This window comes from Litorilituus sediminis (assembly GCF_004295665.1).
GTDB lineage: Bacteria > Pseudomonadota > Gammaproteobacteria > Enterobacterales > Alteromonadaceae > Colwellia > Colwellia sediminis.
On the sequence record NZ_CP034759.1, the window covers coordinates 1,425,189 to 1,440,840 of the forward strand.

The window sequence follows — 15,652 nt, forward strand, 5'->3', positions numbered from 1 at the left end:
GGGGTTAAGGTGATATATGGCAAGCTGTAAAGTAGTGCAAAAACGAAATAAAGTGACTGAAGTCACCATAGCGGGTGAACTTGATATTTACTGTGCAATGGAGTTTTACCAACAACATATAAAGCCACTAAAAATACAACAATCATTAACCTTAAAACTCGCTAAATTATCCGACATTGATACTGCTGGGGTGCAAATACTCATCATGTTAATTAAAGCGGCAAAACAACAACAAAGCCCCTATCAAATAGACTCCATCAGCTCAGCCTTAGCTCAGTACAGTAAAACCTTTCAATTAGAACGTTATTTTGATCCAACTCCGCTTGAGGAGGCGAAATGAGCTTAGATGCAGCCATTGAAACCTTTTATATTGAAGCGCACGAACATCTCGAAGCGATGGAAAATATTCTGCTGCAAATAGAAGAAGCTGAACCATCGCCAGAGTTATTAAATGACATTTTTCGTTCAGCGCATACCATAAAAGGCTCAGCAGGCATTTTTGCACTAGAGCATATTGTTAATTTTACCCATGTTGTTGAAAACATTTTAGATAAGGCTAGAGACAATAATATTGTTTTTGATAATGACCTGCTCAATGTGCTATTTCTCTGTCAAGATCATATAAAAACCTTAGTCAACACTAGCCTTGATGACTTTCAGCAAAACCCAGAATTACAGGCGCAAAGCCAAGAGTTAATCACAAAACTAGCGCCTTGGACTGATACCAACACCAGCGAATTACCCACAGAGCAAACTTCAGAGCAAGATGAAACAAGTCAAAGCATACAAGAGAGCTCAAACGATAATAACTGTTGGCACATTTCATTAAGACTTTCTGAGGATTGTCTAAGAAATGGTATGGATCCATTATCTTTTATTAAGTTTCTAGAAACATTAGGTGAAATCAAACACATAGAAACTATTACAGAGAACTTTCCTAATGCAGAAGACTTCGATAGTGAAACCTTATATTTTGCTTATGAAATCGCCTTGCAATCAAATGCTGACCTAGAAGCCATTGAAAACACCTTTATGTTTGTTAAGGACGACTCTGACATCACCATATTGCCACCCGATGCAAAAATTGATGATTACCTTGCTTTAATTGACTCGCTACCGGAAGAAAACCAACAACTAGGTGATATTCTAGTCAAATGCGGCTCGTTAACCCGACACTCTTTAGAACAGGCTTTAAATGAGCAGCAACAAACTAACCAGGACATAAGTTCAAACAATGCGCCAAGTAGTAAGCTTGGCGAAGTACTTAGCCAAAACAATCTCGTGCCAGAGAAAGTAATTGCTGCCGCGTTAACAAAGCAAAAACAAACTCAGACAAATGCAAATGCCGGAAAACAAATTCGCATTGACTCTAATCGCCTTGATCATCTGATTAATTTAATTGGTGAGCTGGTTATTAACCAGCAACGAATTGACTTACTTGCAGGCAAAACCAAAAGTTCACCGCTTATTGAAGCCGTTGATGACTTTGAAGATTTCACTGAGCAAATCAGAGATGCTGCGCTAAAACTACGTATGATCCCTATTGGCGCAACATTCCAGCGCTTTAAACGCTTAGTGCGCGACACAGCACAAGAGTTAAATAAAAATATAGAACTAACCATTACAGGCTCAGAAACTGAATTAGATCGTGTCATGGTGGAAAAACTAGCCGATCCACTTACCCACATAGTGCGAAATGCTATGGATCACGGCCTAGAATCAATTGAAGAACGCGCTGCAACCAACAAAACTACCAAAGGCCAATTAACCTTATCCGCTTATCACGATGCCGGCCATGTGGTTATTTCCATCAGTGACGATGGTAAAGGCATTAACAAAGACAAGGTATTAGAAAAAGCGATAGCAAAAGGCATAGTAGCATCAGATGGCAAACTTTCAGATCAAGAGCTATTTCATTTAATCTTTCATCCTGGGTTTTCCACAGCACAACAAATCACTAACCTTTCTGGCAGAGGGGTTGGCATGGATGTGGTTAAACGTAATGTTGAAGCCTTGCAGGGCAATATTGAAATTCAATCTAATCAAGGGCTGGGCACGCAATTTATTATTCGCTTACCACTGACCTTAGCCATTATTGATGGCTTTCATGTTGAGTCACACCATACCCATTTTATTATCCCTCAAGCAACCATCATAGAGTGCATTGACTTAACTTCTCACCAAGACATTGATAGTAAACATTGCATTAACCTGCGTGGTGAAATGATCCCTTACTTAAATATCAGTGAAATATTTAATCTCAAACCAACAAAAACTATCAGTAACGGACAGCAAGCAGATAAAAAAATAAGAACTGAATTAGTGATAGTGCAATTTGGCAATGACATCGCAGGTATTGCCGTTGAAAAACTAAACGGCGAAATACAAACCGTAGTAAAACCATTAGGCCCTATTTTTCATTCACTTAAAGGCATTGGCGGTTCAAGCTTGCTCGGTAATGGTGAAATCGCATTTATTTTAGATGTGCCACAACTAATTGAGTTAGCCATAAAGCGTGATGGGCAAAATAACATGAGTAAAAACTACTAAGGTAAGCTAATGACACAAGATAACGAACAAGGTTTAACTGAGCACTCAAAGGAAGTTATCCGGCAGTTTCTCACCTTCACAATAGCTGATGAGCACTTTGGTATGGAGTTACACCAAACTCGCGAGATAATTGAGTATGCAGGTATTACCCAAGTGCCGTTAATGCCGCAATTTCTCTGTGGCGTAATTAACCTTCGTGGCGAAGTTGTTCCCGTTATCGACTTAAGTGTTCGCCTTGGCAGAGAGCCTATCACCATTCATAAACGCACTTGTGTCATTGTTGTCGAGTTACACTCCTTTGAACAACATTGCATATTAGGTCTGCTTGCTGATTCCGTTAATGAAGTGATTGAACTTCCTGCAAGCGATATCGAAGACGCACCGGCTTTTGGCGCGAAAATACGCTCAGAATTTATTTTAGGTATAGCCAAAAGCGCTGAAGACTTCATTGTCTTACTCGATGCAGAAAAAACGCTATCGCCAATAGAGTTAGCTCACTTAGTTGAAGCTGAGCTAGAACAAAATGATGCACAATAACTTGATTTTCTAAATACATCTAACGAGGAAAGGATAATGCTTGATAAAATAAGCTTAAAAGCAAAGGTTTTATTTCTAGGGCTGCTGGTCACCTTGGCACTGATATTATTAAGCCTTGAGTCTCTTAATGAATTATCTAACTTTCACCGAAATACCAACAACAATTTCCAGCTAGTTGAGCAAAATGTAAACATCTTAACCGATGTCAGTAATGCCCATGTTCACTTTAAAATACAAGTACAAGAATGGAAGAATGTCCTTATTCGCGGTAATGATGCCAAGCAGTTTGAAAAGTACTTAAACCGCTTTAAACAATCTTCCGATACAGTACAGCAACTACTATCAAGCGCTATCAAACAATCTCAACAACTCAATCATAATACTGATGAGCTCAAACAAGTAAAAGACTTGCATCAAGCCCTAAGAAAAAGCTATCTCAGTGCCATTGCCAACTTTGACGCCAATAATCAATTAACAGGCAAAATGGTCGATAAAAATGTCAGCGGTATCGACCGTCCTGCGAGCAAAGCGATGACAGCACTCGCGCTTCACGCCGAAGAAGCCTTTAAGCAAATTCTTATAAACGCTCGTCAAACGATGCAGATAGAATACGTTAAAAATAAAACGACGCTGATTAGTTTTTCAGTTATTCAAGGCGTTATTATTCTCGCCCTAATGATATTCATATTTAACGATCTATTTAAAACCCTCGGTGGTGATCCTCGTTATGCCGCACAGGTTTGTAATCAAGTCGCTAATGGTAATCTCAGTATAGATATTAATTTAGCAGCAAATGATAAGCGCTCACTTTTATTTAGTATTAGCAATATGAAGAATCAGTTAGCAGCAATTATTCAAGAAGTCAGAGCCTCATCCCAAGCGCTAGCCTCAGCTTCAACACAAGTCAACTCTACCGCGCAAACCATAGCCAAAGGCGCCTCAGTGCAAGCAGCCAGTGTTGAAGAAACATCCGCGTCTATGGAGCAAATGTCAGCTTCAATCTCCCAAAACAATGAAAATGCTGGTATTACTGACGGTATGGCGCAACAAGCTGCAAAAGAAGCTACCTTAGGCGGCATTGCGGTATCAGAAACCGTAGATGCCATGCAAAAAATAGCCGAAAAAATTGGCGTCATTGATGATATTGCCTATCAAACCAATCTGCTAGCGCTTAACGCTGCGATTGAAGCTGGTAGAGCAGGCGATCACGGCAAAGGCTTTGCTGTGGTTGCCTCAGAAGTAAGAAAACTAGCAGAGCGCAGTCAAGTTGCCGCCCAAGAAATTGGCGAATTAGCAAAAGACAGTGTCAAACGAGCTGATAAGGCCGGCCGCTCACTACAAGAAATGGTGCCATCAATTAACAAAACTGCCGATTTAGTACAAGAAATCGCGGCCGCCTCTTCAGAGCAAGCTACTGGGGTGCACCAAATAAATGAAGCGATAGCTCAAGTTAACCAAACGATGCAGCACAATGCTGCTGCATCAGAAGAGCTAAGTGCCACCTCAGAAGAAATGAATTTTCAAGCAGTTCAATTACAAGAGTCTGTTAATTACTTTCAATTTGATACCGTAACAGCTTCTGAGCCCAATAGCGCTGCTACTAGGATGAGTAATCGCAACGAAGTGCAAAACAGTAACAGCCAAGAAACGGCGCAGAATATTCAGCGCACGCCCAATGGTGCTGGCAGAGATAGTGATGACGATAAGTTTGTTGACTTTAATTAGGTAACTATGGCGAAAAATATGTCAGGAAATATTGTCTCAGAAAGTTTTCAAGCCATGCCAAGCGAAGAAGTATTTATCTTATTTCAGCGCTTGGTACAAAAAAAGCTAGGTATTTATCTGAGCAAACAAAAAAGGCTTATGCTAGGGCATAGACTAGCCAAGCGCCTTGCCAAAACCAATATAGCAAGTTTTAGTCATTATTACCGTTACATCAATTCGCCAGAAAACAGTGCTGAGCTTGAATTAGCACTAGAGCTTATTACCACCAATGAAACCTTTTTTTTCAGAGAGCCACAGCATTTTGATTTTTTAGAAAAGCATATCCTGCCACAACTTAACCCAAATAAAGCGTTCAAAGTGTGGAGTGCCGCCAGCTCAACTGGCGAAGAAGCCTATAGTATTGCCATGTTACTTAGTCAGCACTACCAAGCCCCTTGGTCTTTGTGTGCTTCTGATGTCAATAAATCGGTGATAAACCATGCTAAAAAAGGCATTTATCAAAACGAGCGAGCAAAATTATTACCACAACATTATAAAGAGTCTTTTTGTTGTAAAGGCATTGATGAATACCAAGGTTACATTCGAGTTAAACCTGCCTTGCGACAACGTATTAACTTTTTCTGCTTTAACCTGCTCGACCCCATGGAAGGCCTGGGACAATTTGACGTTATTTTTATTCGCAATGTTATGATTTACTTTGAGGACGAAACCAGACAAGCCATTATAAACGCCATAAGCAAACGTCTGTCAGTCAATGGCTACTTATTTATCAGTCACTCAGAAACCTTACACGGGCTAGAGCATAAATTTGAGTTAATTCAGCCTGCCATCTATCGACTACAAGCTAGGTGTCTATGAGCAAAAACATACTGGCAAAAACTCACAGTAGTACGATTTTACTATCGCCTGGTGAGGTGATCTTTTCTGATAAAGCGCTGCAGGTTAAGACTATTTTAGGCTCTTGCGTTGCCATTACTATCTGGCATCCAAATAAATTTGGCGGCTTATGTCATTTCCTTATTGCCAACAAACACAAAACAACTGATACAAAAACAACGAATTATCGCTACGGAGAAGATGCGCTACACTTTTTATATATGAAAATGTCTGACCATGCCCCTGTCCATGAGTATGAATTACGCCTGTTCGGTGGTGCAAACATGTATGCCAGCAATACTTCTCCCACCGTTGGAGAAAACAATGTTGCCTACGCGAAACATTGGGCTAAACAGCATAATTTAAACTTTACTCAGCAAGATATTTTAGGCAAACAATCTCGCTCTCTTTTTTTTGACTTAAGCACAGGTAACGTATGCTTACAACAATATCAGCAAGGCCATCATCATGACCATTAATGTTATGGTTGTCGATGATTCGGCCGTTGTTAGACAAGTACTGACTCAAATCATCAACTCCTCTGATGATATGACTGTCTACGAGGTAGCCAATGATCCCGTTTTTGCCTACAGCAAAATGCAAAAACAATGGCCTGACGTCATCATTCTCGATATTGAAATGCCTCGAATGGACGGTATAACCTTTCTTAAACGTATAATGCAAGAACGCCCCACCCCCATTATCATATGCTCATCGTTAGCCGAAAAAGGGGCACAATTATCACTTAACGCATTAGCAGCAGGCGCTTTTGATATTATCACTAAGCCACAAATAGGGTTAAAAGGTTTTCTAGAAGAGGCCGGCAATGACATTAAATCGGTCGTTAGAGCAGCAGCTAAAGTCGTTAATATGCCATTAGCAAGATCTTCTGAGCAAACACTAGCTATTGAGCAAAAAATTAAGGCAAGTGAGCTTATAGACTTGACTGAAATATCGCACACCACAGATCGTGTCATTGCCATTGGCTGCTCTACTGGCGGCACTATTGCGCTTGAAAAAGTACTTACCGCCTTACCTAGAACCTGTCCGGGTTTAGCCATTGTTCAGCACATGCCGGAGAAATTTACTAAAGCGTTTGCGGATAGGCTAAACTCTATATGTGAATTAGAGGTTTTAGAAGCAAGCTCTGGCGATCGAATTATACCAGGCAGGGCTTTAATCGCTCCTGGAGGAAAGCACTTGCAAATTAAGCGCTCTGGTGCGCAATATATAGCGGTAGTATCTGAAGGACCAACGGTAAATAGGCATCGGCCATCGGTAGATGTTCTATTTTACTCTGTCGCCAAACACGCTAATCAAAATGCTATTGGCGTAATAATGACAGGTATGGGCAATGATGGTGCTCAAGGGCTATTAGCCATGAAAAAAGCGGGTAGTAAAACCTTGGCGCAAAACGAAAGCTCCAGTGTAGTTTTTGGCATGCCCAAAGAAGCAATCAAACTAGGGGCTGCTGATAACATAGTAGACCTAAGTGAAATTGCAGCATTAATAAAATAAATTTTAAGTAGTGTAATACGGAATACTGTATGGAATCTTTAAAGATCTTAGTCGTTGATGATAGCAATGTGCAACGTAGCCATGTCATGAACATGTGTAAAGCACAAGGCTTATCGCAAGTAACTGGCGCCATAAATGGTGAAGATGCCGTCGAGAAGCTAACTCAGGAACATTTTGATTTAGTTTTCATTGATCTTGAGATGCCGGTTATGGACGGTGTTGAGCTTGCAAGAAAAATTGCTAAAGAAAAGCTCGTCAATGCTGTCATTATATTAAGCTCTAAAGATCCTTCGCTTATTTCAAGTATTGGCACTATGGCAGAGTCAGATGGCTTACAAGTACTTGGAACCTTTCAAAAACCAATAAAAGAAGTAGATCTCAAAGCAAGCCTTAAAAGGCTTTCTTCACAGGTCAGCCAAAAAGAAAGTAAAGCGCTCTATAACCGATTATGTAAAGATGATTTAGTTTCAGGAATAAATGAGCAGCAAATTACTTTATATTATCAACCCAAGTTAACCTGTAAGGGCTTACTGTTAAAAGGTGTTGAAGCACTAGCAAGATGGACTCACCCAAAATTAGGCTTTGTCTCTCCTGTTGAATTTATAACAGCAGCAGAAGAATTCAATATCATTTCAGAGCTGACTCACTATCTATTTGATATCGCACTAAAGCAAAAAGTTGCTTGGCGAGAACACGGTGTTAATTTTCACTTAGCCTTTAATCTTTCTCCGCTTTCTCTCGCTGATAGCGATCTTGCCAACAATATCGCCAAGCAAGTAAACCATTACAACATTGATCCAAAAGATATTGTCTTAGAAGTGACTGAACATGCTATCTGTGGAGAACTATCAACCGCTATTGAAACCTTAGCAAAACTTAGGTTAAAAGGCTTTAAACTAGCCATTGATGACTATGGCACTGGGTTTGCCAATGCTCAGCAATTATCTCGCGTACCAGCAACAGAGCTGAAGCTCGATAGGATTTTAGTTGATAACGTTGCCACTCGCCCACAGCAGCTTACCATTTTAAAAAGCACGGTTAATTTAGCCAAAGATATTGGCTTAACAACCGTTGCCGAGGGCGTAGAAAATTATGACGACTTTAAATTGGTTTCAGAGCTAGGAGGTGATCTCGTGCAAGGCTATTACTTTGCCAAACCTATGACCGCCGATAACCTAACCTTATGGTTAAAGAATGATTTAGCCAATATCCGTAAAGCCCTGAAAAAAAGACAATTTCAAAATAGCAGTGAGTAGAAACTAGCTCGTTAGCTAGCTAATGATTGTTTAGCTTTAGCGAGTAAAAACAGTTGCTTCTTTAGCGTCTCAATATTGAAAGGTTTTACCATAAAGCCGCTTACCTGCTCAGCAATAAGCGACATTACTATTTTTCTATCATCTTCACATGAGGCCATCAAAACAGGTAGGTGCTTTAACTTTTCATCTTGTCTAATCTTAGTCAGTAATTGCTTGCCATCAAGATTAGGCATATGTAAATCAGTGATAAGTAAATCATAATGCTTATCTCTAAGCATTTTTAATGCGACTAAACCGTTATCGGCTTCATCGGCATCTCTATAACCTAGGCTAGCTAACATATGCAGCATAACTCCACGCATTGACAACATATCATCTACTACAAGTATTTTCATCAGCCCAAATCCTTTTGATTAAAAGAGACATCTAAAAATTATAGACAAGAATGAGCCGTTCACCAGACAAAGACAGCCTTTTAGTAAATTACTTATTCTCAAGTTAAATGCTTGGCATGAAAGTCTAAGTGCTTGTCAATAAAGCTGGCAATAAAGTAGTAGCTGTGATCATAGCCTGCTTGGTAGTTAATCTCGACATCAAAGTCCTTGGCATCAACTACAGCCTGTAATGCTTCTATCTTAAGCTGCTCAGTTAAAAACTGATCATCTGCTCCTTGCTCGATAAGTGCAGGCATAAAGCTTTGCGCTTTTTTCATCAGCTCACAAGTATCATAGTGCTGCCAAAGGCTTTTATCTTCCCCTAAATAGGCCGTAAAGGCTTTCTTGCCCCAAGGACAATTTATCGGATTGCTGATCGGACTAAATGCCGATACAGACTGATAAGCACTAGGATTCTTTAACGCTATCATTAACGCGCCATGCCCGCCCATAGAGTGACCTGAAATACTTTTTAGCTCACTGACAGGAAAGTTAGCTTGAATTAATTCAGGTAACTCTTTTACGACATAGTCATACATTTGATAATGTATTTGCCACGGCGCTTGTGTGGCATTAACGTAAAAGCCTGCCCCTTGGCCTAAGTCATAACCATCATCATCAGCAACCTCTTGACCACGAGGGCTTGTATCTGGACAAACAATGGCTATACCCAACTCAGAGGCCAACTTTTGCGCGCCAGCTTTTTGCATAAAGTTCTCATCAGTACAAGTAAGACCTGATAACCAGTAAAGTACCGGCACTTTATTTTGCTCACTTGCCAGAGGCGGCAAATAAATAGCAAAGCGCATAGTACAGTTTAATACTTTAGATGCATGGCTATATTGTTTATGCCAGCCAGCAAAGCTTTTATTTACACTAATATTTTCTAACATCATTATGCCCTTTAGCCACCTTGTAAAAGGTGGCAAATCCATGGTTATTTATCAAAGTGGATAACGCTACGAATACTCTTACCTTCATGCATTAGGTCAAACGCTTCATTAACACCACTAAGTGCCATAGTGTGGGTAATAAAGTCATCTAAACGAAACTCACCATCTAAATAACGCTGAACATAATCTGGTAGCTCTGAACGCCCTTTAACGCCGCCAAAGGCAGTGCCACGCCATACTCTACCCGTTACTAACTGAAAAGGTCTGGTTGATATTTCTTGGCCTGCGCCGGCTACACCAATAATAACTGACTCGCCCCAACCCTTATGGCAACACTCAAGTGCTGAGCGCATTACATCAACATTACCGATACATTCAAATGAATAGTCAACACCGCCGTCAGTTAATTCAACAATCACGTCTTGAATTGGCTTGTCATAATCTTTCGGGTTAATGCAATCAGTTGCCCCAAGTTTTTTAGCCAGCTCAAACTTTGACTCATTAATATCAATGACAATAATTCTAGAAGCTTTTGCCATAGTCGCGCCAATCACAGCGGATAAACCAATACCGCCTAAGCCAAAAATAGCAACACTTGCCCCTTCTTCAACTTTTGCCGTATTCATCACCGCGCCCATACCTGTGGTTACCCCACAACCTAGCAAACACACTTCTTCAAGTGGTGCATCTTTACTTACTTTAGCTAGTGAAATTTCAGGTAAAACTGTGTATTCAGAAAAAGTTGAGCAGCCCATGTAATGATAAATTGGCTCACCATCTTTATAAAAACGTGTTGTGCCATCAGGCATTAGGCCTTTACCTTGCGTTTCACGTATTTTCTGACATAAGTTGGTTTTACCCGATAAACAGAACTTACATTCACCGCACTCAGGCGTATACAGTGGAATAACGTGATCGCCAACGCTAACACTGGTCACTCCTTCGCCTACTTGCTCAACTATACCGCCCCCCTCGTGACCTAAAATACACGGGAAAATGCCTTCTGGATCTTCACCAGATAGTGTGAAGGCATCGGTATGACAGACACCAGAAGCAACGATTTTAACTAATACTTCCCCTTTTTTGGGCAGCATAACATCCACTTCTTCAATTGAAAGTGGCTGACCAGCTTGCCAAGCCACTGCCGCTTTAGATTTTATAAATTGCTCTGACATTATTTTTTCCTTTCATTAGCGAACCCAACATCAGGTTCAACAAAAATATTTATAAGCTTAGTTCAAAACAAAGCGCTTGGATGTAAACCCAGCTCTCATAACTAACTAAACAAACTATGCTGTACATTATATTTATTTACACACAAGTGATAATATAGTTATTTAACAATTTACTTTTACATATAGGTAATAATATGGACTGGCAAGGTATTAGTGAGTTTGTTGCGGTAGCAGAGCATGCCAGCTTTACTCTGGCCGCCAAAGCCTTGGCTATTTCAACAGCGCAAGTAAGCAGGCAAGTGAATGAGCTAGAGCAAAGGCTCAATGTAAAACTTTTTTATCGCACTACTCGTAAGGTATCGTTAACTTATGAAGGCGATATTTTTTTTCAACACTGTCGCCAAGTGCTTGATAACCTAAAAGATGCCGAAAATGCTCTGGCTGACTTACAAAAAAAGCCACAAGGTAAAATAAAGCTCACCGCTCCTGTCACCTATGGCGAACAAAAAATTCTGCCGCTCATTAATGATTTTGCGCTAAGTTACCCTGAGATAAGCATTGACGCACATTTAAGTAATCAAAGGCTAAATTTGGTAGATGAAGGCTTTGATCTTGCCATTCGCATAGGTAAGCTTAAAGACTCCAGCTTAATGGCAACAAAACTCACCCAGCGCAAAGTATTCCTATGCGCCTCAGCACAATATTTACAAACTTATGGTACACCGCATAGCTTAAATGAACTAAGGCAACATAACTGTTTATTAGCAAGTCGTGATTACTGGCGCTTTCATCAAAATGGTAAAGAAGTGACCATGCGGATCAATGGCTCACTCAGGTATAACAATGGCAAAGCCTTAGTTGATGCTGCTTTAAAAGGGCTTGGCATAGTACAACTACCCGATTACTACGTGATCGACTATCTTGAATCTGCTCAGCTCATCTCTATCTTAGATAACTACCAAGAGCCCGATGAAGTGGTCTGGGCAATTCATCCGTATAACCGACAACTCTCCCCTAAAGTGCGACTATTACTTGATTACCTAAAAGAGCAACTAAGCTAACCAGAGGTTAAGCTAAATAAATTTATTGCGAAAACATCCTGCAAAACGTATAAAGTATCCGATCAACACTTTACTTTTACTCATGACCAAGAGGCTTTATTTTGACACCTTCGCTAAGCACTTTAGTATCGTCGGCGCTAGTTTGCCTGACATTATTTGTTTGCCAAACTGCCTGTGCAACAGATAAAACTCAAGCAAACTTACAATGGCATTACTATCAGTTACCTGCCAAGGTTGCTTTTCGTGGCAGTGCCATTAAGCAAAATACCTTTTGGCTAACCGGGCAAAACAATCACGTATTTACCAGCCAAGATGCGGGTAAAACATGGCAAGATAAATCAGTTGCAAGCAATATCAGTACAGATTTTCGCGATATCCAAGTATTTGATAAAGATACCGCCATTGTTATGGGAGCCGGTAGTGGCGAGCAGTCAGTGTTATATAAAACTCAAGATGGCGGCACGAGCTGGCAACTGCTTTATCAAAACCAACACCCGCAAGGCTTTTTTAATTCTATTGCCTTTTGGGATGATACTACAGGCTTATTAATGGCCGACCCTATTGATGGCTACTTTGTGATCAAAAAAACCATTGATGGCGGCAAAACATGGCGACGCATAGCTCAGCATAAATTACCGACGATAAAAGCAAATGAAGTTGGCTTTGCTGCCAGTGGCAATACCATAATTGTCGGAACAAATGGTCAGGCTTGGTTTACTACCGGCGGTTTATCGGCCTCACTTTATTTTAGTAACGATTTTGGCGAAACTTGGCAGCGTCAAGCAATACCTTTATATCAAGAAAGCAAAACAGCGGGCGGCTATGCGCTAGCGTTAAATTCGCGACAGCAGGTTTTTGTTATAGGTGGCGATTATTTACAGCGCAGCGCTCACTACACCAATATGGTTAAATTACATCAAGGTGAAATACAAAGCATTGCTGGCAGTAACAATGGCTTAAGAACCGCAATGTCTTGCCAACAGAATACCTGCATTAGTTTAGGCAAAACTGGTATCGATATATCTAACGATCATGGTAATTCTTGGCAAAAAATAGCCAGTGATGCCAAGCAATTTAACAGCCCTTGGGGCTTTTTTACCTTAACCAGTGATAACCATCAGTTTTTGGCAGCCGGCGCTAACGGGAAAGTGGCCGTTATTGAACTTGCCAGGTCAAATAAAAGCACACCACAATAGTGCTGACCCTGTGAGTATTGACCCTAACTTAAAAGATACTAGGCCAACGACTCACAGTAAAAATCTCTTCAAAAGTTAAATCTTAAAACGCTCTACTAGCTCTTGTAAGCGGTTAGTTTTCTCTTCTAACTCACCACATATAGTCATTAGCCTTTGTGCTTCCAAGCTGGTTTGATCGCCAATATCATCAACATGTTGCATCACATTTTTAATGGTTTGCGATACATTATCTTGCTCTTGGGTAATATCAACAATCTCTTTCATGTTTTGCTGATTTTCATTAACCACCTCTGTGATTTCTGACAGTTGCTCATGGACAACATTGGTGTCATCCATATACTGATTTACTTGGCCTCGAGTAAGCTGCATGCTGTCTTCAGCGGCTTTGGCTTTCGCTTGTAAATCAGTAATATTGTCTTGAATACTTTGCGTTGACTCTTGCGTACGCTTAGCAAGTTGTCGAACTTCATCCGCAACAACAGCAAAGCCTCGACCATGCTCTCCCGCCCTTGCCGACTCAATTGCCGCATTTAAAGCTAACAAGTTAGTTTGTTCGGCAATATTGCGAATAACATCCATTACTTCACCAATAGAGTGGCTACTTTCTCTTAGCTCTTCAATAGTATGTACCGCAGTATCAAAGTTATTATTTAAGCTACTTAAACCAGACATCGCATTACTTAACACCCCTTGACCCTTTTTAGAGGTTTCACTTGCCGTTTGCGCCGATTCAGAAGCACTGATAATCTGCTCTTTAATCACATGTGCCGTTTCCGCCATTTGAGCGACAGTATCTGTTGCTCTGTGTACTTCATGTTGCGAAGAACTGGTTTTTTCCACCGTCACTTCACTTACGTTAGCAACTTGCGCTGTGGTATCTTTTAGCGATTCACTGGTTTCTTGTACCTTACGAACTATTTTTTGAATTTGACTGACAAAATCATTAAAAGCCATCGACAATTGACCAATTTCATCTTGGCTTTTTACCGGAATACGTTGCGATAAGTCACCAGCTCCACCTGATATTTCAACTAAGGCCGATTTAACTTGGTATAACGGATTGAGTAATTTTGCCGTAGTTAAATAAAGCACTAATAAACTAACCAGTAATATGCCAAAAATGATCAAAGCTGAATAAGTAATGGCGGTATTAACAGGCTCATCAACAAAAGAAACTGGCACCATAATAGCCAACTTCCAAGAAAGCTGTAGTTCAGGTAAAGCCACCGCCTTAAATTGCACATAATATTGCTTATCTTGCCAAGTTACTCGACTATGACCCGACTCATTCTGATTCATTTGCTGCGCTAGGTGGGCAAAGCCATCGTGCGATGCTTGTTTATCTAACTCATCCAGCTTAATGTTAGTGGTTTCTCTTTTGGCAACGTTAACATGCGCCAGCTTTTCTTCTGGAAACACTATCATGTCGCTATTATTATCAATTAAGAATGCTTGCCCCTGCCCCTCGTGCTTTATTTTTGAGACAATGGCATCAATTGAGTGTAAGTAAATATCTGAGCCACCAACACCAATAAACTGATTATTAAAGTTATTAATGGGAAAGTTTATCGATAAGTAAAAAGCATCATACTTGGGTTCAAAAATAACGCGGCTAACATTCCATTTTTGGCTGTCCTTGACTTCATTCCACCACGGGCGTTCAAGCACGTTATAACCTTCAAGGACAGAAACACCATCATGATCAAAATACTCACCGGTAAAGGCTGAGCCAAAAAACACTGAGGTAATATCTTCCCGTAAGTCTACTTCACGTTGTAATACCGCTTGAACTTCTTTAAAGCTGTCGGTATCTAGGTTTTGACCACGATCTTTATGCTGCTCAAACCATTTAATTAACGCTGTATTTCTAAAAATGGTATCAGCACGGGTCATATGCTCAGCAAAGTAGTTTTCAATACCTGCGGCATTAAGGCGAAGTGAGCCTTCAATTTCTTTCGCTAGTTGCTGTGAAGTTTGCTCGCTAACAAAGCGAACTGTGAATATGGCGGTAAGGAATAACACCATAAATATGCCAACCGATGTTGCCACGACAAGCTTAGAGGTTACCGAATTTTTTATACTCATAAAACACCTAAAAAAGTAGCAATAACGCAATAATGTTGCTCATTGCTAGATTAATCATTAAGAGCGTAAAAATTCCCTCTTTTCTCGCTAAAAGTAACACGTTTTATGCTAAAAGTTGTTACTATCATTATCTAAAAGATAACAAATGGTATACGATATATCCAATAAAAATAAGTAAAGTACGGCTTTACTATTATTAATATTTTGTTAAAAAAACATCATAAATCTGGCTAAATCACTAGTTTGAAAAGATATTTTATTTATGAATTATTATTTAAAAAAAGTAAATTATTTGTCAGACCAGCTGTCAATTTAGCTCACTTTACTCACAGTATTAAACATAATC

General features: G+C 40.1%; 14 protein-coding genes. 10 read left to right on the plus strand and 4 right to left on the minus strand.

Annotation, left to right across the window (positions count from 1 at the left end; translation table 11 throughout):
- The first annotated feature begins 16 nt into the window (after nucleotides 1–16).
- From EMK97_RS06395 to EMK97_RS06430, 8 genes are read left to right on the plus strand one after another with little or no spacing between them, the layout of a single operon-like run.
- Nucleotides 17–340, plus strand: a complete 324-nt coding sequence (locus tag EMK97_RS06395; RefSeq protein ID WP_130600492.1) for an STAS domain-containing protein — start codon at nucleotides 17–19, stop codon at nucleotides 338–340.
- Complete coding sequence (locus tag EMK97_RS06400) at nucleotides 337–2,550, plus strand: chemotaxis protein CheA (protein WP_130600494.1); 2,214 nt, start codon at nucleotides 337–339, stop codon at nucleotides 2,548–2,550. Before EMK97_RS06395 ends, EMK97_RS06400 begins: the two co-directional genes overlap by 4 nt.
- Before the next feature lie 9 nt (nucleotides 2,551–2,559).
- Nucleotides 2,560–3,087 carry a chemotaxis protein CheW gene (locus EMK97_RS06405; RefSeq protein ID WP_130600496.1) on the plus strand — a complete coding sequence of 176 codons (528 nt, stop codon included), beginning with the start codon at nucleotides 2,560–2,562 and terminating at the stop codon, nucleotides 3,085–3,087.
- Between the two features lie 36 nt (nucleotides 3,088–3,123).
- A complete protein-coding gene (locus EMK97_RS06410) occupies nucleotides 3,124–4,812 on the plus strand; it encodes a methyl-accepting chemotaxis protein (protein ID WP_211342275.1) in 1,689 nt (562 codons plus the stop codon).
- Nucleotides 4,813–4,818: 6 nt separating this feature from the next.
- On the plus strand, nucleotides 4,819–5,670 hold the full coding sequence (locus tag EMK97_RS06415; protein ID WP_211342276.1) for a CheR family methyltransferase: 852 nt from the start codon (nucleotides 4,819–4,821) through the stop codon (nucleotides 5,668–5,670).
- On the plus strand, nucleotides 5,667–6,167 hold the full coding sequence (locus EMK97_RS06420) for a chemotaxis protein CheD (RefSeq protein WP_130600498.1): 501 nt from the start codon (nucleotides 5,667–5,669) through the stop codon (nucleotides 6,165–6,167). The genes EMK97_RS06415 and EMK97_RS06420 overlap by 4 nt, the downstream gene beginning before the upstream one ends.
- Nucleotides 6,157–7,206 (plus strand): protein-glutamate methylesterase/protein-glutamine glutaminase, encoded by a 1,050-nt coding sequence (locus EMK97_RS06425; protein ID WP_130600500.1) that lies wholly within the window; start codon nucleotides 6,157–6,159, stop codon nucleotides 7,204–7,206. Before EMK97_RS06420 ends, EMK97_RS06425 begins: the two co-directional genes overlap by 11 nt.
- Before the next feature lie 29 nt (nucleotides 7,207–7,235).
- Nucleotides 7,236–8,462, plus strand: a complete 1,227-nt coding sequence (locus tag EMK97_RS06430; RefSeq protein ID WP_130600502.1) for an EAL domain-containing response regulator — start codon at nucleotides 7,236–7,238, stop codon at nucleotides 8,460–8,462.
- 11 nt (nucleotides 8,463–8,473) lie between these two features.
- Here EMK97_RS06430 and EMK97_RS06435 read toward each other — a convergent pair whose 3' ends face one another.
- The 3 genes from EMK97_RS06435 to EMK97_RS06445 all read right to left on the minus strand — a co-directional run bounded on the left by EMK97_RS06435 (nucleotide 8,474) and on the right by EMK97_RS06445 (nucleotide 10,964).
- A complete protein-coding gene (locus EMK97_RS06435; RefSeq protein WP_130600504.1) occupies nucleotides 8,474–8,857 on the minus strand; it encodes a response regulator in 384 nt (127 codons plus the stop codon).
- 98 nt (nucleotides 8,858–8,955) lie between these two features.
- A complete protein-coding gene (fghA, locus tag EMK97_RS06440; RefSeq protein ID WP_130600506.1) occupies nucleotides 8,956–9,792 on the minus strand; it encodes an S-formylglutathione hydrolase in 837 nt (278 codons plus the stop codon).
- A gap of 41 nt (nucleotides 9,793–9,833) precedes the next feature.
- Nucleotides 9,834–10,964: an S-(hydroxymethyl)glutathione dehydrogenase/class III alcohol dehydrogenase gene (locus tag EMK97_RS06445; protein ID WP_130600508.1), complete on the minus strand. Its 1,131-nt coding sequence runs from the start codon at nucleotides 10,962–10,964 to the stop codon at nucleotides 9,834–9,836.
- A 194-nt stretch (nucleotides 10,965–11,158) separates the two neighbouring features.
- Here EMK97_RS06445 and EMK97_RS06450 point away from each other — a divergent pair, with 194 nt between their 5' ends.
- Nucleotides 11,159–12,025 (plus strand): LysR substrate-binding domain-containing protein, encoded by an 867-nt coding sequence (locus EMK97_RS06450; RefSeq protein WP_130600510.1) that lies wholly within the window; start codon nucleotides 11,159–11,161, stop codon nucleotides 12,023–12,025.
- A 101-nt stretch (nucleotides 12,026–12,126) separates the two neighbouring features.
- A complete protein-coding gene (locus EMK97_RS06455) occupies nucleotides 12,127–13,221 on the plus strand; it encodes a WD40/YVTN/BNR-like repeat-containing protein (protein ID WP_130600512.1) in 1,095 nt (364 codons plus the stop codon).
- Nucleotides 13,222–13,296: 75 nt separating this feature from the next.
- Here the strand turns inward: EMK97_RS06455 and EMK97_RS06460 are convergent, their stop codons facing one another.
- Nucleotides 13,297–15,306, minus strand: a complete 2,010-nt coding sequence (locus EMK97_RS06460) for a methyl-accepting chemotaxis protein (protein WP_130600514.1) — start codon at nucleotides 15,304–15,306, stop codon at nucleotides 13,297–13,299.
- Nucleotides 15,307–15,652: the final 346 nt, after the last annotated feature.